This window comes from Seinonella peptonophila, assembly GCF_900129355.1.
In the GTDB taxonomy this organism is placed as follows: Bacteria; Bacillota; Bacilli; order Thermoactinomycetales; family Thermoactinomycetaceae; genus Seinonella; species Seinonella peptonophila.
The window spans coordinates 1-23,475 of sequence record NZ_FQVL01000003.1; the positions used below are offsets into that span (position 1 = coordinate 1).

Consider the following 23,475-nt stretch of genomic DNA (forward strand, 5'->3'; position numbering starts at 1 on the left):
AAAGTCAATCAACTAGAAACAGAAATCCCCGCAGGGACGTTCATTCGTATCCCCCTTGCTCAACGTCAACCTGGTCAATCCAAGTTATCTATTCCGGGAGAAGATGGGTATATGATGCACCAAGATTTACAATTATCGAAAATTGGATTACCCTTTGATCCACGCACTTTTCATCAATTTAATGTAGAGCAGAGAGACCGCCAAATGAGGACATCACCAATTGCATCAGGAAATAGCAAGAGTGAAACCCATCAAATGAGGACACCGCCAACTCCAACAGGAATGATTAAAAAAATAAAGAATATGGCGTATCGTTTTCGTAAGGACTCATGGACATTTGGTAAAGGTCGAGATCGCAGCTGAAAAATCAATTATCTAACCATATTAACAAAGAATATTTTCTATTATTCACTCCCGACAACTGTAGTGATCCCATATTGATCTTTCACTTGCCCAATCTTAATCCGGATGCAACGGCACGCAATATCAACCTATATGGTTTCCGGGTTGAGAAGCCCTAAATCGCGAACCCCATTTTTCATCAGTTAATGCCTCCAAACATTTCCTCAATAATCGCTAAAACCCTTGATATATCTAGAGCGCGAACCTCTCGGAGTTTGGCCGGAGCAAGAGGTTCGCGTTTTTTACAAATTGATCCAACCATTCTGATTATAGAAATCTTTCTTGACCCTTATTCTATCTTATCCACTCTCCACTGAAAAGCCATCAAACACCTTTCCATCAAAAGGTTTTCAGACCTGATCCACAAAAACAATTAAGGGTTGTTTATTCCCTTACTGGTAAAACTGCTGAGTCGAAATCACACGGTGATCATACAACGATTACAGGAATTGATCATGGATATCCATTTCTGAGTCTAGCAACCACTTGAATATCAAGTACATTTCTCCTCTTATCTCATTAATAAACAGGAGGTTTCGGACGATCTTTTGGCTCTTTTTGCTGTGGATCTGTCAAATGAGCAATGGTCTAAAATAAGCTTCGAGCTTTGTCACCATTTCATCCACCGATTGTGTCCCATCTGTTTCTATAAATGGAAGATATCTGTCGCAAGCTGTTTGCTTATAATAACCAGAGATTAACAAATCGCGTTCTATATGTTTCTGTTGCGCAATTCCAAAATCATCTAAAAAGTCAGCGTAAAAATCGCCTTTTTTACGGCGTTTATGAGACTCTCGTTTAAAGTTCTCACTTGGCGCCATCCAGATGGCTTGATGAGGCGATTGAATAAGTGGCAAAATAACCTCTGGAAAAAAACCGGGTCCTTCAGCGATAATCATTCTGTTTTTGGGTAATTTCAATAAGTCTTCAACAACGAACTCAATACGTTCTGTCCAACTAGCGATCGCACTTTTGGTCATCTCAGCAGGGGTACGTTGAACCCAAAGCCATTCCAATTGCTCTCGTTCGTCGCTGGTTGCAAGAATTTTTTTCAGTTCGAACAATGCAGGTTGAAGGGTTGGATCAGCTCGTCGAATATGATCCATTTCGTATTGATCAAAATGATAGACCTGTATCCCATATTTTTTTGCAAGTAGCCCAGCAATTGTAGTTTTACCACAATCCGGCGATCCTCCAATCCAGAGAACATGCGCCAAGGCTTTCTTTAACCTATCATCCGTTTTCATCTGGTTCCTCCTTCGTTTTAGCACTGCTTATCAAAATCAAATCTTGTATTTTGCAATGAAGATGGAACGCCGTTCGATCCTGATGGAGTTTCGAAAAGTTTTAAGGGGATCGTAGATCAACTAGACATCCCAAAAGTCCGCTTTCACGATTTAAGACATACGCTGCGACTCTCTTATTTCAACAAGGGGAGCATGCAAAAATTATCTCTGAACGGTTAGGTCATTCCACCATCAACATTACCATGGACACTTATTCTCATGTACTTCCAAATATGCAACGAGATATTGCTAGAAAATTCTATCATCTATTATTTGGAAAACAAAATGCAAACGAAGTTGCACTTTAACAAGCTAAAGGTTTGCAATCTCGTTTGCATCTGCCAAAACTATGAATTCCTCTGACCAGCAAAATAAAAAAACGTCCATCTCTCATTTAGAGAAATCAACGTTTGGGTTTGGTGCCGAGGGCCGGGCTCGAACCGGCACGGTAGTCACCTACCGCAGGATTTTAAGTCCTGTGCGTCTGCCTATTCCGCCACCCCGGCATAATAGAAGTGGAGCGAACGAAGGGATTCGAACCCTCGACCCTCGCCTTGGCAAGGCGATGCTCTACCCCTGAGCCACGTTCGCTAATGGCATATGGTGGTTCGGGACGGAATCGAACCGCCGACACGAGGATTTTCAGTCCTCTGCTCTACCGACTGAGCTACCGAACCTCTATGATTACCGACAAGGAGCATTATATCATGTCCTATAAATCATGACAAGCTATTTTTTATATTTATTTTTATCGTAAGCCTGTTCTTTTTTGTTTCTGTTTTTCCCATAATGCGAGTTGTTGATTTATCTGCATCCAATCATCATCTGGTGTAGGATCTGTTTGGATCGTGGCAGCGGTATGTTGTTCAACCTGGTAGCTCAGTGCTTGTGGAACCTTCTCTTTCTTTCCTTTTGGTGCTGCTCTCTTTGTTTTTTGCTTGACCTCCCAATCCTCTTTTCGAGCTTGTTCCAACGCTTGAGCTACTGTCTGAATGCGTAATCGCTTCCAATGACCCGCTATTTTTACAACTAACGCCTTGGGTAACCGATAATCATATTTTAATAAAACATACTCCAATAATACATTGACAACACCTGGAGCCAGTCCATAGTCTCGTAAAAGTGACTCGACAAGTGAAACATCGCTATCTGGAATACGCGAACCTTCTTGATAGTGGGAAAGAAGTTCTAACGGTGTCATTTCTGCTAACTGTTGAAAATGACGTTCTTCTTCACTAATGGTTGATTCAGATGGTAGTGACCGAGGTTTTTCGAGTTCAGTTGAATTGGACAGTGAAGGTAAGGATTGCTGATGCTTGCGAACAACTGGTGACCCACCATAACGCAATTGATATTCATCGCGAACATACTTTTGCAGCCGATCAAAGTGTATCTCACCAAATCTTGTTACTTCTGGATTCTGCAAGGCTTTATACAGCCCCCAATCATCCAATCGATAGAGAAATTGAATCTCTTTTAACTGTTCTACAACGGCAGGTGTCCATTGATCACTGCTAATTCGACCAGATAGCCGTTGTCGAATAAAGGATAAATCGCCCTCTTGCTCAATTTTTGGTTCTTTCCCTTCTAGATATGGCAAATTCTCCTCTTTCATCATCCAAGACATTTCTTGATCAACCTCAGTCACCTTTGCTAACTCGATGGGGGAAAAGCTTCCAAAAACCTCTTGAAATGACTTTGTCACATCTTCCCCCTCAAAAGAAGCGGAAATCACTGTCTCCTTACCAGGTAATAAGGTTTGTTTTAATTGGGTAAAGCGTTCTTTACCTAAAGCGTGGCAGAGTGCCAAGCTTAATACATCGCTTTGGAAAAATTTAATCGCCGTGAGCGGTGCCAGGATCTCATAATCATAATAAATCTGGCTCTGTTCCTTTATTTCATATGTATTGAGTAGCCCAACTGCTTCTAAGTAGTAACGAGCCTCCATCAGCTCCTCATAACGTAAAGCAGTTAACTGCATCAGATATGAATGTGCATACCGCTCTGAGACATGAGCACAACATAGTAAAAGTTGATTATAAAGCGTGATATATAATGAAATTGCTGATGTCCCTACCAGGGGTTGATAAAGGTGCGTTAACCCATGAAGGTCTAATTGACCCAGTGGTTTTACTGAACGGCATCGCCAGCCACTATCCTTCCAAATCATTATCTTTTTGGGCCTCCTCAAAATCGAAATCAGCATATGGTTTGTCCATGTTACACGATCTATAGTCAATATGACAAATCGATTCTATCATCATTAAGATCGTTTTTTCTTCATTTTGATCCGTCTTCCTCTTCTCTGGGACGATTTAATAACTCTTCAAGTTCTTTGATAAAAACATTGATATCCTTGAACTGACGATACACTGAAGCAAAGCGAACATAGGCTACTTCATCAATATCGACCAATCGCTTGATCACCATTTCGCCTATTTCAACAGTAGGTACTTCTGTACGTCCATGTTCCCGTATCTCCCGTTCAATATCATGGACTAGATTTTCTAGACGTTCCAAGGGTACATGACGTTTTTCACAGGCGCGCAAGACTCCGCGTAATAGCTTATCCTGATCAAATTCTTCTCGGCTGTTATCTCTCTTCACCACAATAATTGGTTTCTCTTCCACCATTTCAAAAGTGGTAAATCGTTCCGTACATTCTTCACACTCCCGCCGCCTACGAATCACTCGTCCATCGTGCGCAGGGCGAGAGTCGAGAACACGGCTACCATTGAATCCGCAATATGGGCATTTCATTGTGTGACCTCCTGTACCCTTCGATGATTGTACTAGCTATTATATACATCTTATGCAAAGGACTAAAGCATTATTTTTACACATTATAAAAAGCATGGAAAGTTCCATGCTCCAGCTTAGAGACAAAGTTATGTGATCGGCTCGTGATCGTGGTTCGCGGCGACGCTCCGACCCGGGCTTGCAAAGATGTAGGTCTGTCCGCGTTCTATCAGCTTTCGCGGACGGGCAAAACTCGCCTCCTCCGGCATCCGCCTGCGGAGACTCGAACAGTTTGCCCGAAAGGAAAATGCCGCTTCAGCTGCTATTCCGCTAAGTTGCGCCCGAAATGGAACTTTGCCGATCACACTTCACTCGCTCATTAGGTTTTTAATCAGTTTGAAGCAAAGAAAATTCCACGCTCCCATTCAAAAGTAAAATCAGATGGATAATGTTTCGGGTTGTTTTGAGGTCATACTTTGTTTCATATAGTGCAATAGGTCTACCACACGGCAAGAATATCCCCATTCATTATCGTACCAGATAATTAATTTCAACTGTCTTTTGCCGCTCATCATGGTAGAAGCGAGATCAATAATACTGGAATGACTGTTCCCATTAAAATCACTTGATACAAGCGGCTCATCGCATAATTGTAAAATTCCTTTGAGAGACCCTTTAGCAGCTTTGGCTATTTTTTGATGTACCTCTTCAACTGTCGTATCTTGTTTCAGGTCAACGACTAAATCAACGACTGAAACATTAGGTGTGGGAACGCGTAATGCTAATCCATTCACTCGACCTGCTAAATCGGGAATTACCTTCCCAAGAGCTTTAGCAGCACCTGTCTTTGTTGGAATGATCGATTGACCACACGCACGCGCTCTACGCAAATCACGATGTGGGTTATCTAAATTTAGTTGGTCATTGGTATAAGCATGTACGGTTGTCATTAATCCTTGCTCAATCCCAAAAGCTTTATGTAGCACCTGAACAACTGGCGCTAAGCAGTTTGTCGTACATGAAGCGTTAGATATAATATGATGTTCATCAGAATTGTAATCGCTTTCATTCACACCCATCACGACAGTAATATCTTCATTTTTACCTGGAGCTGTAATTAACACTTTTTTTGCACCTGCAATTAAATGTTTAGAAGCTCCATCACGATCACAGAATTTGCCGGTAGCTTCCACCACTACATCAATTTCATATCTTAACCAAGGAAGATTTAACGGATCACGTTCTGCGATCAATTGTATCTCTTTTCCATTTACAATCAATGAATGGTTAGTTGTTGTAATTTCAGCATCAAATAATCCATGGATGGTATCATATTTTAATAAATGGGCTAATGTTTCAGCAGGATAACTTGCATTAATCGCAACCAATTCAAGTGAAGGATCATTCATTGCTCTACGAAAAACCATCCTTCCAATCCGTCCAAAACCATTAATTGCGATACGGAGTGACATAATAAACCCTCTCCCTTATATTGTTACATACTATTATCAATATAAGAATAACACATTTAACCCTTTTGTACCACAAAAAAAACCTACCGCAAGGGTAGGCGATTCATAATTAGTTCACTTCTTTTTCCAAATCTTCATACAAATCCCGATACTTCTGATATAAATATGTTACACGTTTTACATAATGCCTTGTTTCCCCATATGGAATTTGATTTGAATTTTTGCTTGTCCCATCCCATACGCCTTCCCTTAACCATTGACTCACGGCGGTTGGACCTGCATTATAAGCAGCTATTACAGCTACCTTGTTCCCTTTGAATTTTTTTGTTAAATCAGCTAAGTACCAACTACCTAGCCGAATATTTACAGCTGGATCATTGACATAGTCACGAAAAGCTGGTGAAAAATTTCCTTGTTGAATGATCTCATCCACCGTATAAGGCATTAATTGCATCAATCCTTGCGCCCCAACTCGTGAATTGCGATTGGGATCAAACTTTGTTTCTGTACGAATGATGGCAATGATGAGATAAGGATCAACATGTGTTGACTTCGCGCTATCAATGACATACTCTTCATACTCTAACGGGTAAATCAACCGGTTAAATAAGGGCATTGCTACGAAAATAAAAATTAAGCATAAAATTCCTGTAATCAGCAATGCTTTCTTAGATGGAAGTGCAACTATGGCTGGTTTCACCCATTTCTTAAACTTAGAGACTTCCATAGTTGTTCAACCTGTCTTTCTGTATTTTGATATGAACCTTGATTGTCGATAACAAAATCTGCACGCATTCGTTTCGTCTCAATAGAAAGTTGTGCATCAATTCGACGCTCCGCTTCTTCACGTGATAGTTGATCACGCTCCATCAATCGAAATAGTTGTACTTCTCTTGGTACATATACCACAATAACCTTTTCTACTAAGTGCGTCAAACTCGATTCGAAAAGTAATGGGACATCCCAAATAATCAGCCCATGTTGATCCTTTTTTTGATATTGCGCTGTCTGCCTTTTCATCTCAGCACGAATTAATGGATGCAAGATTTGCTCTAATTTTTTACGAAGAATTTGATCTTGAAAGATTTTTTGCCCCATCGCTTTTCGATTGAGTGATCCATCATCAAAGAAAAATGCTTTACCAAACTGTTCTTGAACGCGTTGATTCCCTGGCCTTCCGGGCTCAACCACTTCACGAGCTATCAGATCTGCATCGACGATATAAGCGCCATATTGTTTAAATAAGTTTGAAACAGTTGTTTTACCAGTTGCGATTCCACCTGTTAATCCAACGACCAATGCAAACCCTCCAAATCTGATCACATCTCCATTATTACCAGAGTCGACTGAGTCCAAGTAAAATAAGTAATACACCTGGTATACATGAAAGGTAGCGTCCCCACCTGCCCTGGGTCATCAACCGAAAACCTAATATCATTCCTAGATGCAAAAATAGCCCTGCGGTTATGGTAATACAAAATGATAACCATAAAACAGGGAAATCAAGCATCGCTGCCCCTAACCCTACACCAAACGCGTCAAGAGCGAGAGCAAAGCCAAGTAGAATGGCTTCCCAACTAGATATCGAGCCTGAACGGTCTACATCTGCTATCGTCGGCTTTCGAAGGATTGTAAACGGATTCCATGTCTCTTCCTTTTCTGTATTTTCTTGATCACCTGTATTACAGATCCCCTGATAGATCGCTATACATCCAAGGCTGATCAAAATAACCATTCCAATTACTTGCATCATAACAATCGGAAACAACTGTTTCAATTGGTTACCGATTGACATTGCTAAAAAGATGACACATCCAGAACAAAAGGCAATGATCAATTTAGATAAGAATGGAATCCGAATGTTTCTCATCCCATAACTACATCCCGCACTTAAACTGTCTAGACTGACGGCAATTGCTAACAACAAGCTATGCATCATGCGAGTACACTCCCCCATAGAAGATATATCATCCTATGAAAGAGGTAGTGAAAATGACATTGATCAGAATTGCCATCATGCAAAAGAATAGTTAGCGATAAAAGACATATGATAAAATTCGCTATTTAACAGAAGGAGCAAGGATCTGCTGACATTTAGGGCAAATATGTGTGCCTCTGCCAGCCACAACCTTGCGCTCAATCGAATGACCACAGCGTTTGCAGGGCTCTCCTTTTCGTCCATAAACTTGCAAATTTACTTGGAAGTGACCCATTTCACCTGCACCGTTTACATAGGAACGAACAGAGGAGCCACCTGCCTCTAATGCGCTTGATAATGTTTGGATGATCGATTGATACAATCTCTTTAACTCATCGAGAGTTAGCGATGCAGCTTGACGCTCTGGATGAATCCCTGCGGAGAATAATGCTTCGTCCACATAAATATTGCCAAGCCCTACGATAAATTCCTGATTTAATAATAAAGATTTACAACGCGTTCTTTTTTGACTCATCTGCTTCGCAAACCAATCAAGAGTAAAACCTGGATCAAATGGCTCGATTCCCAATTTATCTAAAGGAGCGAGTTGATTTTCTTGTCCAGCAGGTATTAAATCCATTGTCCCAAATTGACGCACATCATAATAGCGAAGTTCTTCACCATCGTCAAAATGAAAAAGAATATGAGCATGGCGATCTAATGGTTCTCCCTGTTTGACAACTCGATATTTCCCTTCCATCCGCAAATGAGAAATCAAAACCCAAGGCTCACAAAACAATTTAAGGAATTTCCCTCTCCGATCTACACGGCTGATCGTTTTGCCCATTAAATTTTTGGCAAATAAATCAATAGATGGCTGACGTACGATTCGTGGTAAACGAACTGTTACATCAGAGATTGTTCGTCCAACAATCAGCTTTTCTAATGTACGACGAACAGTTTCTACCTCAGGTAACTCAGGCATTTATTCACCTCCCATCTATTAAGTGATCCAAAAGGATTACTTCGCCTCATACCAATTGGCGCCATCGGAGATATCAACATGTAATCGAATGGAAAAGTCCTCCATTCCAAACGTTTCAAATGGCTTTTCCATTTTTTCACAGAGCAATTCTTTCATCCGTGATAGTTCTTGCTCAGGTACTTCAAAGATTAACTCATCATGAACTTGCAGCAGCATCCGACTCGAAAGCTTCTCTTTTTGCATTTGTTGATGCACAGCGAGCATAGCCGCTTTGATCACATCGGCAGCAGTTCCTTGGATTGGGGTGTTCATAGCAGTCCGTTCCGCAAAGCTACGCAGATTATAATTGCGTGCATGAATATCCGGCAAATAACGACGTCGACCTAAATGAGTGGTAACATAGCCATCCTTGCGCGCCTGTTCAATGATATTATCCATATATTCCTTTACCTGTGGATAAGTTTCAAAGTATCGATCAATGATTTGTTGAGCCTCTTTACGAGAAATGTTTAAATTCTGAGACAAACCATAATCGCTAATTCCATAGATAATACCAAAATTGACTGCCTTTGCTTGTCTACGCATTAATGAAGTGACTTGATCTTCTGTTACAGAAAAGATATCCATTGCTGTCTGTGTATGAATATCTCGATTTTCTTGAAATGCGCGGAGCAAGGTTGGATCTTTTGACAACTGTGCCAATACCCGCAACTCTACCTGTGAATAGTCGGCTGCTAAAATTCGTTGATCGGAAGAGGAAGGTACAAAAATTTTGCGAATTCGTCGACCTTCTTCTAAACGAATGGGGATGTTTTGTAAATTTGGCTCAGAGCTACTTAAACGACCAGTTGCAGCAATGGTTTGATGGAACTGTGTATGAATACGATCATCATCTCCAAGCTCTTTGCGCAATCCTTCAATATAGGTTGAATAGAGTTTTACTACTTGTCGATAGAGCAATATTTTCTCTACAATTTCATGTTGAGGTGCCAACTTTTCTAAAACATCAGCACTTGTTGAATACCCTGTCTTCGTGCGTTTGATAACGGGTAATCCCAATTTATCAAAAAGAATTTCTCCTAGTTGCTTTGGCGAATTCAAGTTAAATGTAGTGCCTGCAATTTCCATTACTTCACTGTACAGTTGATCTACACGTTCTTTTATCTCTGTTCCTAATAGCTCAAGCGCCCCGCGATCCACCTTCACCCCTACAAATTCCATTTCCGCTAACACGCGAGCTAACTTTAATTCTAATTGGTATAGTTCGCTCAAGTCTTTCTCTGCTAATTCAGTCTGAAGTGTCTCAACTAATGCATATTGGGCAGCAGTTTTTCGAGCTAGATGAGCTGCTAACTGATCGCCCTCAAGCTGCTTTCGCTTCGCACCCTTCCCATAAACAGCTTCATCCTGAGGTAATGAAAGATCAGGCCGGTAGTGACTGACCACATCGCTCAGATTCTGTGTTCCTTCAGACGGATTGAGCAAATAAGCAGCTAATAAAATATCTTCTTGAATCCCATTCAATTGGATATCTACTCTCATAAGAGCAATTTCAATCTGTTTGCTATCAAAGAGAATTTTTGGAGAATGGTCATCTGCGATCCACTGTTTTAATACTTGATTATAGTTGATTGCATCCACAGGGAAATAATATTGATGTTCTCCATCAGAAATAGCAATCCCTAGTAAGGTTGCATGGTGCGGGTTTTCGGCCGTTAGCTCTGCATGTAGCGCCCAGGTCTTCTGCTGCTGCAATTGATCTTCCAAAGAATGGTCAAGTTGTGTGACAATTTGATAAGGAATATTTTGCATCTCGATATGCTGATCCTCTTCAATAGAATTGGGTGCCAATTTTTCCAAAAGAGTCTTAAATCCAAGTTGTTGAAAAATCTGACGCAATTTTTCATAGTTGGGCTCTAAGCACTTCAGCTCATCTATGGAACGAGAAAGCGGAACTTGTCGGTAGATGGTGGCCAGTTCTTTGCTCAGTCTCGCTAAATCTTGATGTTCGGTTACTCGTTCTTGTAGTTTTTTCCCTGGCAATTCATCTACATGAGCGATTACTTCTTCGACAGAAGGATATTGTTTCAATAATTTCAATGCTGTTTTCTCACCGACACCTGGGATACCAGGGATATGATCAGAGCTATCACCCATTAGCCCTTTTAAATCAATAATCTGCTCTGGGCGTAATCCATAACGTTCTGCTAGCTTTTCTTCATCATAGCGTTCTACTTCGGTTACCCCACGTTTTGTTAATAATACTTGTGTGTAGGGGCTTACTAATTGGAGTAAATCTTTATCACCAGAGATAACGACAGATTTCATTTGCTGTTTTTCAGCCTCTTTCACAAAAGTACCAATAATGTCATCCGCTTCATATTGATCCACTTCTACATAACAAACTTGGAACGCATCTAAGACTTGTTGCAGATAGGGAATCTGTTCAGATAACTCAGACGGTGTTTTATCACGTTTCCCTTTATAATCTGCATAAGTTTCATGACGAAACGTCATTTTTCCTTTATCCATTGCCACTACAATATGTGAAGGCTGTTCTTCTTCCAAGATTCTGAGTAACATCATCGTAAACCCATAGACAGCATTTGTATGTATTCCTTGTTGATTCGTCAAGGGTGGTAACGCAAAAAAAGCTCGAAACAAAATACTATTTCCATCTATACAGACTAATTTCCCCATAATCGAACCACACCTTTTCTATCGATCCTTTCAGTTTACTTGAATCTATAACGGGTCTCAACTACTACCGATCACTAGATTCTTCCATCGGAAACACGATCCGAAACTTACTGCCTTCGCTGACTTTACTATCTACATAGATATCACCACGATGCAATTCAACTAAATGCTTCACAATGGCAAGGCCAAGTCCCGTTCCTCCAGATTCACGAGATCGATCTTTGTTCACTCGGTAAAAACGTTCAAATATCCGATCCAAGTCTTTTTTGGGAATTCCAATTCCAGAATCAGCAACACATAATTCCCAACCATCATTTATTGGTTTGGCAGTAACGGTAATCGTCCCGCCATCTGGCGTATAAGCTACAGCATTCGACAGCAGGTTAATTAAAATCTGTCTAAACCCATCGACATCAACCTTCGCTGAAAAAGAGTCCACCTGTACCGACAATTTTTGTTTCCTATTTTTCGCTTGCTCCTCCATCGTCTTTACAACTGAGTCGATTAAAGGTTTCATCTGTGTCCATTCTGGATGGATGCTCATCTGTTTTGACTCCAGTTGGGAAAGGTCTAATAAATCCGCTACCAATCGTTGTAAACGGATGCTTTCATCATGAATGATTTGTAAAAACTCGCGAGATGTTGCTTGATCCGACATCGCCCCATCAAGTAAGGTCTCCGAAAAACCTCTAATGGAGGTAATCGGAGTCTTTAATTCATGGGATACATTTGCTACAAAGTCTTTTCTCATTTGCTCCAGTCGTCTGACAGCGGTCATGTTATGAATCATGACCACAACACTAACCCCTTGTGGATCTTCCCACATAGGTGTTACCACTACCTCATAGATTTGCTCTTGGGGTAAATAAAGAGTTACTTCATCGTGAATTTTCTGTTCCCGATTGATACACTGTTCGATTAAATTGAATAGCCCAAAAGGCTGATCCAACACCTGATAGGACTGACCGATCAATGAGCCGGTTGAATACGATAAACTTCTTTCAAAAGACTGGTTTACAAAGCGAATCATCCCAGCCCCATCCACTAATAATAATCCGCTTTCCATTGTCTCCATCACGCTGATCAAACGCTGTTCCGACTGTCTCAACGCATTCATCTGCTTTTGCAAATGATGCGCAACACGATTGATTGCATGTCCCAACCGACCTACTTCATCATTGCCACGACCATGTACACGCCGATAAAATCGTTTCTTTGTTAAATCGATGGCTACTTGGGCCATTTCTTCTATAGGACGAACTACTTGGATCGCAACCCTTGAACTTGCCAAAGCTGCTAAGACAGAGATCAGGATCATTCCACCAATCAATGAATTCCGTAATCGATCCATTTCTACTTCTGCCTGCTCACGATTTAACTCCAAACTCAAAAAGCCAACGATCTGACCTGATCGATGGATCGGAAAAGTTCCTGTCAGCTTTTCATCATAACTTTTAACAATAGGTTTCTTTGCCTGAAAGCTCTTTGCATCTGTTAATTCTGCTTGAAACTTAAACATCTTTTTATATTGATTTCTTTGCTCACGCCAAATGTTGGGATCTTGCCTCATTTGTTCCCAGTCTATATTTTGAGCGATCCATTCACCTTCTCTAAGCAATCGATCGGACAAGAAATCATCATAAACCTCCTGGATTAATAACCAGAAGAAAAGACCCGAAACGAGTACTGTCGAGCCTATTAATACCCAGAGCATTTGGATAATCCGTGATTTCAGCGTATGACTCATAATTCTGGTCCTTCAAATTTATAACCAATCCCGCGAACCGTCTTGATATATTCAGGGTTACGTGAATCGCGTTCAATCTTATCTCGCAAATGACTAACATGAACATCAACAATTCGAGAATCTCCGACAAAATCATAATTCCATACTGTATTCAATAACTGATCACGTGAAAGCACTTTACCACGATGAGTAGCCATGTAGTAAAGGAGTTCAAATTCTTTTGGGGTTAATTCTAGCTTTTTTCCTTCTCTACGAACTTCATAACCTTCCACATCGATTGCTAGTTCACCAATCTGGATTGGAGCGGAATCAGTCTCGTTTTGATTTTGCTTGAGGGCATCAATCCGGCGAAAAATTGCTTTGGCTCTTGCAGTTAATTCACGAGGGCTAAATGGCTTAGTCATGTAATCATCTGCTCCCAATTCAAGACCTAATACTTTATCAAATTCATCTGTTTTTGCTGTTAAGATCAGTATTGGAACATGAATCTTCTCTTGGCGCAGACGACGACAAATCTCAAGGCCATCTACTTTTGGTAACATTAGATCGAGGATTAATAAGTCTGGCAATGATTTTGAAATCGCTTCTAAACCCATCTGACCATCATAGGCTATTTCAACTAAATATCCTGCCTTTTCCAAGTTAAATTGAACCAACTTCACAATCGATGGTTCATCTTCCACTACCAGAATCCGTTTCTGCACAGTCTTAGCCTCCATGCATAGAGTTTAGCTATATTTTATTCCATCATAGCATATTTCAATTATCGAAAACGACTATGATCAATGAGAGATACATTGACGAATCACTATGTCACTCCTTGACAGACCGATTGTTTCAATCCATGATCCGAAACATGCGATTTCATCAAAAAGTAATAATATATATGATAATAGTATATTACAGACTGAAGAAAAACCTAGCGAGCGAGTGGAGAGGTGAACGGCAAAGCTCCATTTAGGGCGCCACTTAGCGGAATGGCAGCTGGAGCGGTATTTTCTATGCGGGCAAACTGTTCGAGTCTCCGCAGGCGGATGCCGAAGGAGGCGAGTTTTGCCCGACCGCGAAAGCTGACAGGAAGCAGGCAGTCACACATCTTTGCAAGCCCGGGTCGGAGCGTGCCGGGAACCACGATCACGAGCCGATCAAGAGACTTTGTCTACAATCTGTAATATATATGATAATAGTATATGATTCGTTTACATGTTTGAAAAAATAAAATGCGAGAGGGCGACTGATCGCCCTCTCGCATTTCTTGCGTTGTTTATCGTTTACTGAGCCAAAACTTTCATCACATTTCTGACAGCATTCGCGGAACGATCTAGGGCTTCCTTCTCATCAGTGGTTAAATCGAGCTCGATCACTCGTTCAATACCGCTACCACCTAAGACGGTTGGAACACCTAGGTATAAGCCCTGATATCCATATTCCCCTTCTAAATAGGCAATCGAAGGAAGGATACGCTTCTTATCTTTTAGAATGGCTTCTGCCATTTGAACCAACGATGCTGCGGGCGCATAGTATGCACTACCATTTCCGAGCAAGTTCACAATCTCTCCGCCACCCTTACGAGTCCGTTCAACAATTGCTGTTAGACGATCCGCATCGATCAATTTTTCCAGTGGAATCCCACCAGCATATGAATAACGAACCAACGGCACCATATCGTCACCATGCCCACCAAGGACAAACCCAGAAACATCTTCTACTGAAATATTAAGCTCTTCAGCTACAAAAGAACGGAAGCGAGCTGTATCTAAGACACCCGATTGTCCGATAACACGCTCTTTTGGAAAGCCTGAAGTCCGAAAAACTTCATATGTCATTGCATCCACTGGATTAGTTAAGACAACGATAATAGTATTTGGTGAGTATTTCACAATCTGCTCTGTTACGGAGCGCATAATCTTAGCATTGGTGCTAACTAAGTCATCGCGGCTCATGCCTGGTTTACGAGGTAAACCTGCTGTAATAATCACAAGATCAGAATTAGCCGTATCTGCATAATCGCTCGTACCCACTACTTTAGCATCAAACCCTTGCACAGGACTTGCTTCATACATATCAAGTGCTTTTCCTTTTGTAGGATTTTCAGCTTGTGGGATGTCAACCAGTACAACATCGCCTAATTCTTTCTGGGCTAGCAGAAATGCTGTGGTCGCTCCTGTAAACCCGCCACCGATGACTGAAATTTTTCTGCGTTGAATCGCCATATTGAAACTTCCTTTCTTTTCTTAAAGATTCAATTCATTTCTCGTTTTCTCTACTATTCCAGGTTATGGATCAATTGATTAGCAAATGCTGAACATTTGACTTCTTTTGCGCCTTCCATTAAGCGAGCAAAATCATAGGTCACTACTTTTTGACTGATTGCTTTTTCCAATGCAGCGTAAATTCGATCTGCTGCTTCTTGCCAACCTAGATATTCTAGCATCAGAACGCCTGATAAGATGACAGAACCAGGGTTAACCTTATCTAATCCAGCATATTTTGGTGCTGTTCCATGGGTTGCCTCAAAGATAGCATGTCCTGTTAAATAGTTAATGTTAGCGCCAGGAGCGATTCCGATCCCGCCTACTTGGGCAGCTAATGCATCTGAGATATAGTCACCGTTTAGATTTAATGTTGCGATGACATCATATTCAGCAGGTCTTGTGAGAATCTGCTGTAAAAATGCATCGGCAATCACATCTTTTACAATGATTTTACCTGCTGCAACAGCCTCATTTTGCGCTTGATTGGCTGCCTCTGTACCTTTTTCTGCCTTGATTCGATCAAATTCAGCCCAAGTAAAGACTTGATCTGCATATTCCCGATCTGCTACTTCGTAACCCCAGTTTTTAAATGAGCCTTCGGTAAATTTCATGATATTGCCTTTATGTACCAGTGTTACACTTTTCCGTTTATGCTCCAAAGCATAGTCGATCGCTGATCTGACTAAACGCTCTGTACCTTCTCTTGAAACAGGTTTCACACCAATACCTGAAGTATCAGGGAAACGAATTTTCTTGACTCCCATCTCGTTTTGGAAGAATTGAATCACCTTTTGCGCCTCAACTGATCCTGATTCCCATTCGATTCCAGCATAGATATCCTCAGAGTTTTCACGGAAAATCACCATATCCACATCTTCCGGACGTTTTACAGGAGAAGGAACACCAGCAAAATGACGAACAGGGCGGAGACAGACATATAAATCTAATTCTTGGCGTAATGCAACATTGAGCGAACGAATTCCTCCGCCAATCGGTGTTGTCAAGGGGCCTTTGATCGCGACAAGATATTCACGAATCAATTCCAAAGTTTCATTAGGTAGCCATTCTCCTTGTTGATTATATGCTTTTTCACCAGCAAAGACTTCAAACCAAGCGATCTTTTTCTCACCAGCATATGCTTTTTCCACTGCGGCATCTAGTACCCGTTTGGCTGCTGCCCAAATATCAGGGCCAATCCCATCTCCTTCAATAAATGGAATTAATGGTTGATTGGGTACTTGTAACTTCCCATCTTGAATTGTAATTTTCTCTCCAGTAGATGGTATCGTTACATGCGAAGTTTTTGTCACAAATCATCCCTCATTTCTCTTTTCCTTATCGGCGATGTTCAATCGCTTCATATCTACGCCCCATTGGGCCAATATATTCAGCGCGTGGTCGGATTAAACGATTGTGCTCTAGTTGTTCTAAGACATGTGCTGTCCATCCAACAACACGACTCATTGCAAAGATTGGTGTAAATAAATCTCCAGATATACCCAGGTAATTATATACAGATGCTGAATAGAAATCTACATTCGGCTTTAAGCCTTTCTTTTGAGTAACCAACTCTTCAATTCTTGTCGACATATCGTAATATAAGGTATCCCCTATTTGGGCTGCTAACTGTCTGGACATTTCGCGAAGATGTTTTGCACGTGGATCGCCATTCTTATATACACGATGACCAAAGCCCATAATTTTTTCTTTATTAGCTAACTTATTTTCAATATAAGCATCGATTTTATCTAAATTTCCAATTTCTCGTAATGTCGCCATCACTTGTTCATTTGCACCACCGTGCAACGGTCCTTTTAAAGTACCAATGGCCGTCGTAATCGCTGAGTACATATCGGAGAGTGTACCAGTCGTTACCCGAGCAGCAAAAGTAGAGGCATTTAACTCATGATCGGCGTGGAGAATCAACGCTTTATCTAAAGCATGAGCAGCAACAAACGTTGGCTCTTCCCCATTTAACATATAGAGAAAATTAGCTGCAAATCCTAATCCTGCTTTTGGAGCAACGGGTTCTTTTCCTGCTCGCAAACGGGCCAACGCAGTGATGATCGTAGGAATCTGCGCAGTCAGTTTAATCGCTGTTTCACGGTTATGTGCTAACGTCTGCTGTTCGGCATCTGGATCATACATCGATAATGCAGAAACAATGGTGCGTAATACTGCCATCGGATGAGCATCTTTTGGATATTCTTCTAATTGCTTCAATAATGTAGGCGTAATCGGAGCATGTTGATCCAATAATTCTTTTAGCTCTGCCAATTGCGACTCATTAGGCAGCTTTCCATTCCAAAGTAGATAGGCCACTTCCTCGAAAGTAGACTGCTCTGCAAGTTCATCAATTTGGTAGCCACGATAGGTCAACACTCCATCAATAATAGAGCTGATCTCAGACTCAACCGCTACAATACCTTCCAAACCTTTTCCCGTGGACATACTGTTCGCTTCCTTTCATTGCTGATAATGTGGGCATTTTGACTAATCATGTATGAAAATCGATACCTTTACCCTATTCTATTTTTAACAGGAGGAGGCAATAACTTGCATCATTTTTGTTTGTTCGATCATGCACAAAATTTAAATTGTTACTATCTTATGTCTTTAGTTGCTATGCATAGTCCAACGATCATAACAATGTTCGGTTAGTCATGCCCAATTGCCTATCTTTTATCATATTATCACAATTTCTCAGAGGTGACATCTCAACTTCTTTTAACAAAGAAGTGTTATAATAATTTTGTTCCATCAAGTTGAAGGAGGACTTTCGATTTGACTTTTAAAAGTAACTGGATGGGAGTAACCGTTCGTGCGCTAATTGTTGTTGCAATTCTCTATCTGGCATATTATTTGATTGGCTTTGCCCTGCCACTGATCTATCCATTTGTAATTGGTTTAATGATTTCAATGTTGATTGAACCCATTATCAAATTTCTAGAGAAAAAAGCAAGAATTCCTCGTGGACTTAGTGTAGCAATCATTCTAATCTTACTACTGGCACTTATTTTTAGCCTGTTAATTTTTGTTATTGCAGAAATTGTGATCGAGTTAACCAATTTAGCTGAATTTCTTCCAAATGCATTTAAAAATGTACAAAATTTCTTCATTGATGCTTTTACAAAAGATGATACACAGATCAAGCGGATTATAGACACACTGCAAAATTACCTAAAGAAAAACCCACAACATCAACAAAAAATTGCAGATAGTTTAAGTGAAAATATCGGCGTAATTGCAAACAAAGGGACACAGCTCATTACCGATTTTCTCGCCTGGCTAGGCAATTTATTAAGCGATTTACCTTTCTTCTTAACAGTACTCGTTTTCATCGTTTTAGCGACACTATTTATTTCGCTTGATTTCCCTCAACTGAAACGGGGATTAATCTCACTCATTCCAAAACGTGTCCATACAACAGGTGGCATCGTTTTAACAGATATCAAAAAGGCATTGGTTGGCTTTATTCGGGCGCAGATGATACTGATTACGATTACAGCCCTGATCGTGCTTATCGGTTTACTCGTGATGAAAGTCCCATATGCTTTAACGATTGCCCTGTTAATCGGATTGGTTGACCTGCTTCCCTATCTGGGCGTCGGGGCTGTCCTAATCCCTTGGTTGATCTATTCCTTTATCACAGGTGACATTCACTTGGGGATTGGACTTAGTATCATCTATGGAATTACACTCGTCGTAAGACAAGTGTTAGAGCCTCGTTTACTCGCTAGCACAGTTGGCTTAAACCCATTGTTAACGCTAATTGCAATCTTTATTGGGCTGCAACTGATTGGTTTCCTAGGCATCATTGTCGGTCCAATCGTTGTCGTGATTCTACTCGCTTTACATCGGGCACACATATTTCGTGACACTTGGCTTTTTATTAAAGGAGATCCGATTAAAGAAAGAGTTGAGTGAGTAGAGATGAAGGAGCAATGATTCGCAGATAAGCGAAAAAGCTTCTTCATCTGCTTCTTTATGGCTCAATTTGACTCCACTGTCCCTTCTTCTATTCCAATGCTACGACTTCTCTTTATAAGACTGAAGAAGTTGGAACACCTCAGGAAATTGCCGCGCTAGATTGATTCTCTTTAAGTTTTGATCTGTCCAAAGATGTTTACTGCGACCTTTCACTAACAGTTTTTCTGTCTCTTTGTGTTTTACTTGATATGTAAAAACAATTTTACTCCCCAAAAGTTCTTCTAGTCCTGTCACAATGACGACTTCATCATCATAACGTGCGGGTGCCAAATATCTTGCTTCGACCTCAACAACAGGTAACAATACTCCCTTATGTTCTAAACGCTGATAAGTAAACCCTCGTTGGCGGATATAGTCTGTTCGTCCAATTTCAAACCAAGTAAGATAGTTGGCATGGTATACAACACCCATTTGATCTGTTTCTTGATAGCGTACTCGAATAATTGATTCTGACATCAAATTTCCTTCCTTCTTCCGTTTAACATATAGATTGAACCTCTCATGGCTAAAGCCACGAGATTCTTGGGTAGTCCGCTCTACTGAGCAGAATTCGTACAGGATATACGACCAAGCTATCCCCGCAGTCCCTGCGGTTCCTGCGATTATGCAGATCGTAGTCTTTTGCCTTCAGCAAGAATATTCAAACTTGCGTTTACATCCCGATCCCATTCACTATGGCAAGAAGGACACTTCCATTGTCGCAAGTTCAGGTTTTTGACATCCTTGTTTTGATATCCACAACACGAACAAAGCTGAGAAGAAGCAAAGGTTTTGCCTACGGCAACAACAGTACGCCCATACCACTTTGCTTTATATTCAAGCATCGTTCTGAATTGATACCATGACACTTCACTAATCGCTTTGGCAAGTTTGTGATTCTTCATCATGTTAGACACTTGCAAGTCTTCAATTGCAATCATGTCGTGGTTATTGACAAGATGCGTTGAAATTTTTTGCAAGTAGTCTGTTCGGGCATTTGTCATACGTTCATGGATTCGTGCAACCTTCATTCGTTGTTTATTCCAGTTTGCAGAACCTTTGACACGTCTGGAAAGAATGCGTTGTTCACGAATGAGTTTTTGTTCCATATTCCGTAGGAATTTCGGATTCTCGAACACTTCTCCATTCGAGAGAATCGCAAAATCTTTCAGTCCAAGGTCAATGCCGACTTCTTTGTTTGTTTCTGGCAATGGTTGTACGTTTGTCTCTATTAACAACGAAACAAAGTATTTGCCAGAAGGATTGCGCCTAATGGTCGCAGACAGAATGCGACCTTCTACTTCTCTTGATTTCGCAAAACGAATCAGCCCAAGTTTAGGAAGTTTGATTTTGTTTCCGTCAATCGCTATATTTCCGTTTGTATGTTTTGTTGTATAGGATTGCACTTTGTTCCTTTTTGACTTGAAGCGTGGTGCATCGTTTTGTTTCTTGAAAAATCGTGCGTACGCATCAGCAAGGTTTTTTACTGACGACTGAATGGCAATGCTGTCTACTTCTTTAAGCCATGGTAATTCTTTTTTTAGATTCGGCAGTTCGGCAGAACATACTCCGTATGATAATCCTTTACCTGTTTCTTTGTATGTTTCATCCCACTTCGCTAAGAAGTGGTTAAATACAAATCGACTGCATCCAATCGTTTTAGCGATGAGGATTTCCTGTTCTTTGCTTGGGTAGATACGGAATTTGTACGCTTTATTTACGAACATTGCTTTTCACCTCACTATGGTATTGGATATAGCGTACACATATCCTCTACCGTGTTTGACTTCTGCCATGTGATCCACCTCAATTAATAGGATAACCGGACAATTGACGTGTCAAAAGACACGCCTTGTCCGAAGTCGATTCATCTCATGATTAAAATCACGAGTGTTCTCGGCTAATTCATAAAACAGAGCTTGACTTCAGAGGATACATATATTTGGGCGATCTCTCACATAATGAGAATAGCCAAATGAGCCAAAACGGGATACAATGTTAGTAATAATCATGAAACGACTTGGTAAATGTTGCTTTGTGAAACCAATTTCACCAGCCAATTAGCGAAAGGGGGGCTTATGATGAGTCGTCGAAAACGCAAACAACGCCGCAAAAAGCTGCGTTGGTGGATTTACCCACCACGCTTAAAATTACGTTTACCCTTGACTGGATAAAAGCTCGTGAAGCATCACGAGCTTTTTTATCTTTTAAAGGCTTATAAGTGTACAGACATGCTAGATCACATTCGCTCTACCTGAATAAACATGTCCTCTTTTGGTATCGACTGTTATTTCCATCTGATCAGTAATTAACTCTGTGGCTCTCTTCACTCCTACAACAACCGGAATACCAAGACTTACACCTACCACAGCAGCATGCGATGTAAGCCCACCTTCTTCTGTAATGACCGCGGAAGCGCGAGAAATGGATGAGATCATCTCTTTATCAGTGCCTCTAGTGACGATGATCGCTCCATCAAACATTTTTTGGTTGATTTCTTCAGCCGTTAACCCGTAGACGACTGTTCCCGTAATGATCTGTTTACCAACCCCTTGACCATGCGCCAATACTCCTCCAATAACATGTACTTTCATAAGATTTGTATTCCCTGGTTTTCCTACTGGTACCCCAGCCGTTAAAATGACCAGTTCACCTTGCGCAACCATACCAGATGCTAAAACGCTATTAATTGCTTGCTGAAACATTTCATCAGTTGAGCTCGCAAATTCACTTACAACTGGATAGACTCCCCAGATCAAGTTTAGTTTACGCAAAATGGATGGCTCTGTTGTTGTTGCAATGATTGGAGCCCGAGGGCGATATTTTGAGACTCGACTTGCCGTTCGGCCACTTACAGTTGGGGTGATAATAGCTGAACAGTCAAGCCCTTGTGCAGTCGACACCACAGCTTGAGAAATTGAATCAGTAATCCCCAAATCAATCTCACGAGCGCGCACTCGAAATAATTCGTCATAATCAAGTTCAGTTTCTGTTCGACGAGCGATTGAAGCCATTGTACTTACTGTTTCGAGTGGATATCTGCCAGCTGCTGTTTCGCCAGAGAGCATAATGGCATCTGTTCCATCAAATATAGCATTTGCCACATCGCTTGCTTCTGCCCGAGTTGGGCGAGGGTTTCGCTGCATTGAGTCAAGCATCTGGGTCGCTGTAATGACAGGTTTCCCAACTTGATTGCATTTGCGTATGATCTCTTTTTGAACAATGGGAACCTCTTCCACAGGAATTTCAACGCCCATATCTCCACGAGCAACCATAATTCCATCTGCCACCTGCAAAATGGAATCTATATTTTCAATCCCTTCCTGGTTCTCGATTTTGGCGATAATCTGCGCATCAGAACCTTGTTCCTCTAAAATCCTGCGAATTTCTAATACATCTTCTGCTTTTCGCACAAAAGAAGCGGCAATAAAATCAACATTCTGTTTGATTCCAAATCGAATGTCAGCCTCATCTTTCTCAGTAATTCCGGGTAACTGAATGCGTACACCAGGGACGTTGACCCCCTTTCGACTCTTTAAAAGACCTCCATTTTGCACACGACAATAAATATCTGTCTCTGTTTTCTTTTCCACAGTAAGCCCGATCAATCCATCGTCAATTAAGATCGTTCCACCTATTTTTACTTCTTTTGGAAGTTGTGAATAGCTGATAGAAACTCGCTCTTGATCTCCAGCCACCGGTTTTGTTGTCAATATAAAAGATGCCCCCACTTCTAGGGAGACCTCAGGCAAAGATAATTCCCCAGTTCTAATCTCTGGGCCTTTTGTATCTAATAAAATAGCGACAACACTTCCTGCATCATCGGCTGCCTGTCGAATCCTTTGAATGCGTAATGCGTGTTCATCATGAGAACCATGCGAAAAATTAAGCCTAGCAACATTCATGCCCCGTGAAATCATTTCCTGTAATACATCAACACTCTCACTTGCTGGCCCAATCGTACATACAATTTTTGTTTTGCGTAACATCCCCATCTTCCCT

The 23,475-nt window shown here is 41.0% G+C and carries 19 protein-coding genes, 3 tRNA genes and 1 pseudogene; 3 read left to right on the forward strand and 20 right to left on the reverse strand.

Annotated features, from left to right (window positions below):
• A partial coding sequence (locus tag BUB71_RS19490; protein WP_175552307.1) for a hypothetical protein occupies positions 1 to 363 on the forward strand: 363 nt, incomplete at its 5' end.
• Positions 364 to 974: 611 nt separating this feature from the next.
• Here BUB71_RS19490 and BUB71_RS06880 read toward each other — a convergent pair.
• The gene (locus BUB71_RS06880) at positions 975 to 1,649 is read right to left on the reverse strand and encodes a cytidylate kinase family protein (protein ID WP_073154116.1); all 675 of its coding nucleotides are present in this window, start codon (positions 1,647 to 1,649) and stop codon (positions 975 to 977) included.
• A 93-nt stretch (positions 1,650 to 1,742) separates the two neighbouring features.
• Here BUB71_RS06880 and BUB71_RS20300 point away from each other — a divergent pair.
• Positions 1,743 to 1,868, forward strand: a pseudogene (locus BUB71_RS20300) (site-specific integrase); the annotation flags it as partial.
• A 237-nt stretch (positions 1,869 to 2,105) separates the two neighbouring features.
• Here BUB71_RS20300 and BUB71_RS06890 read toward each other — a convergent pair.
• From BUB71_RS06890 to BUB71_RS06965, 16 genes are all read right to left on the reverse strand, one after another.
• Positions 2,106 to 2,194, reverse strand: a tRNA-Leu gene (locus tag BUB71_RS06890).
• Between the two features lie 10 nt (positions 2,195 to 2,204).
• Positions 2,205 to 2,279, reverse strand: a tRNA-Gly gene (locus BUB71_RS06895).
• Positions 2,280 to 2,289: 10 nt separating this feature from the next.
• Positions 2,290 to 2,365, reverse strand: a tRNA-Phe gene (locus BUB71_RS06900).
• A gap of 71 nt (positions 2,366 to 2,436) precedes the next feature.
• A complete protein-coding gene (locus BUB71_RS06905) occupies positions 2,437 to 3,858 on the reverse strand; it encodes a DnaD domain protein (protein ID WP_073154117.1) in 1,422 nt (473 codons plus the stop codon).
• A gap of 110 nt (positions 3,859 to 3,968) precedes the next feature.
• A complete protein-coding gene (gene nrdR, locus BUB71_RS06910; protein ID WP_073154118.1) occupies positions 3,969 to 4,448 on the reverse strand; it encodes a transcriptional regulator NrdR in 480 nt (159 codons plus the stop codon).
• 416 nt (positions 4,449 to 4,864) lie between these two features.
• The gene (locus BUB71_RS06915; RefSeq protein ID WP_073154119.1) at positions 4,865 to 5,899 is read right to left on the reverse strand and encodes a glyceraldehyde-3-phosphate dehydrogenase; all 1,035 of its coding nucleotides are present in this window, start codon (positions 5,897 to 5,899) and stop codon (positions 4,865 to 4,867) included.
• A gap of 109 nt (positions 5,900 to 6,008) precedes the next feature.
• A complete protein-coding gene (locus BUB71_RS06920) occupies positions 6,009 to 6,626 on the reverse strand; it encodes a lytic transglycosylase domain-containing protein (RefSeq protein WP_073154120.1) in 618 nt (205 codons plus the stop codon).
• Positions 6,596 to 7,198 carry a dephospho-CoA kinase gene (gene coaE / locus BUB71_RS06925; RefSeq protein WP_073154121.1) on the reverse strand — a complete coding sequence of 201 codons (603 nt, stop codon included), beginning with the start codon at positions 7,196 to 7,198 and terminating at the stop codon, positions 6,596 to 6,598. The genes BUB71_RS06920 and coaE overlap by 31 nt, the downstream gene beginning before the upstream one ends.
• Positions 7,199 to 7,232: 34 nt before the next feature.
• Entirely contained in the window at positions 7,233 to 7,838 is a 606-nt protein-coding gene (ytaF, locus tag BUB71_RS06930) for a sporulation membrane protein YtaF (protein WP_073154122.1), read from the reverse strand.
• A gap of 121 nt (positions 7,839 to 7,959) precedes the next feature.
• Positions 7,960 to 8,802: a DNA-formamidopyrimidine glycosylase gene (gene mutM, locus BUB71_RS06935; protein ID WP_073154123.1), complete on the reverse strand. Its 843-nt coding sequence runs from the start codon at positions 8,800 to 8,802 to the stop codon at positions 7,960 to 7,962.
• Between the two features lie 36 nt (positions 8,803 to 8,838).
• Positions 8,839 to 11,502 (reverse strand): DNA polymerase I, encoded by a 2,664-nt coding sequence (gene polA, locus BUB71_RS06940; RefSeq protein WP_073154124.1) that lies wholly within the window; start codon positions 11,500 to 11,502, stop codon positions 8,839 to 8,841.
• Positions 11,503 to 11,566: 64 nt separating this feature from the next.
• Positions 11,567 to 13,249 (reverse strand): two-component system histidine kinase PnpS, encoded by a 1,683-nt coding sequence (pnpS, locus tag BUB71_RS06945; RefSeq protein ID WP_073154125.1) that lies wholly within the window; start codon positions 13,247 to 13,249, stop codon positions 11,567 to 11,569.
• Positions 13,246 to 13,968 carry a winged helix-turn-helix domain-containing protein gene (locus BUB71_RS06950; RefSeq protein WP_073154126.1) on the reverse strand — a complete coding sequence of 241 codons (723 nt, stop codon included), beginning with the start codon at positions 13,966 to 13,968 and terminating at the stop codon, positions 13,246 to 13,248. The genes pnpS and BUB71_RS06950 overlap by 4 nt, the downstream gene beginning before the upstream one ends.
• A gap of 552 nt (positions 13,969 to 14,520) precedes the next feature.
• The gene (gene mdh, locus BUB71_RS06955; RefSeq protein ID WP_073154127.1) at positions 14,521 to 15,462 is read right to left on the reverse strand and encodes a malate dehydrogenase; all 942 of its coding nucleotides are present in this window, start codon (positions 15,460 to 15,462) and stop codon (positions 14,521 to 14,523) included.
• Between the two features lie 53 nt (positions 15,463 to 15,515).
• Entirely contained in the window at positions 15,516 to 16,814 is a 1,299-nt protein-coding gene (icd, locus tag BUB71_RS06960; protein ID WP_175552308.1) for an NADP-dependent isocitrate dehydrogenase, read from the reverse strand.
• Between the two features lie 25 nt (positions 16,815 to 16,839).
• On the reverse strand, positions 16,840 to 17,955 hold the full coding sequence (locus tag BUB71_RS06965) for a citrate synthase (RefSeq protein WP_073154128.1): 1,116 nt from the start codon (positions 17,953 to 17,955) through the stop codon (positions 16,840 to 16,842).
• Positions 17,956 to 18,288: 333 nt separating this feature from the next.
• On the opposite strand from BUB71_RS06965, the gene ytvI reads away from it, so the two are divergent.
• On the forward strand, positions 18,289 to 19,431 hold the full coding sequence (gene ytvI, locus BUB71_RS06970) for a sporulation integral membrane protein YtvI (RefSeq protein ID WP_084731227.1): 1,143 nt from the start codon (positions 18,289 to 18,291) through the stop codon (positions 19,429 to 19,431).
• A gap of 102 nt (positions 19,432 to 19,533) precedes the next feature.
• Here the strand turns inward: ytvI and BUB71_RS06975 are convergent, their stop codons facing one another.
• The 3 genes from BUB71_RS06975 to pyk all read right to left on the reverse strand — a co-directional run bounded on the left by BUB71_RS06975 (position 19,534) and on the right by pyk (position 23,462).
• A complete protein-coding gene (locus BUB71_RS06975) occupies positions 19,534 to 19,950 on the reverse strand; it encodes an acyl-CoA thioesterase (protein ID WP_073154129.1) in 417 nt (138 codons plus the stop codon).
• Positions 19,951 to 20,096: 146 nt separating this feature from the next.
• On the reverse strand, positions 20,097 to 21,200 hold the full coding sequence (gene tnpB / locus BUB71_RS06980) for an IS200/IS605 family element RNA-guided endonuclease TnpB (RefSeq protein ID WP_073154130.1): 1,104 nt from the start codon (positions 21,198 to 21,200) through the stop codon (positions 20,097 to 20,099).
• A gap of 507 nt (positions 21,201 to 21,707) precedes the next feature.
• Complete coding sequence (gene pyk / locus BUB71_RS06985) at positions 21,708 to 23,462, reverse strand: pyruvate kinase (protein WP_073154131.1); 1,755 nt, start codon at positions 23,460 to 23,462, stop codon at positions 21,708 to 21,710.
• Positions 23,463 to 23,475: the final 13 nt, after the last annotated feature.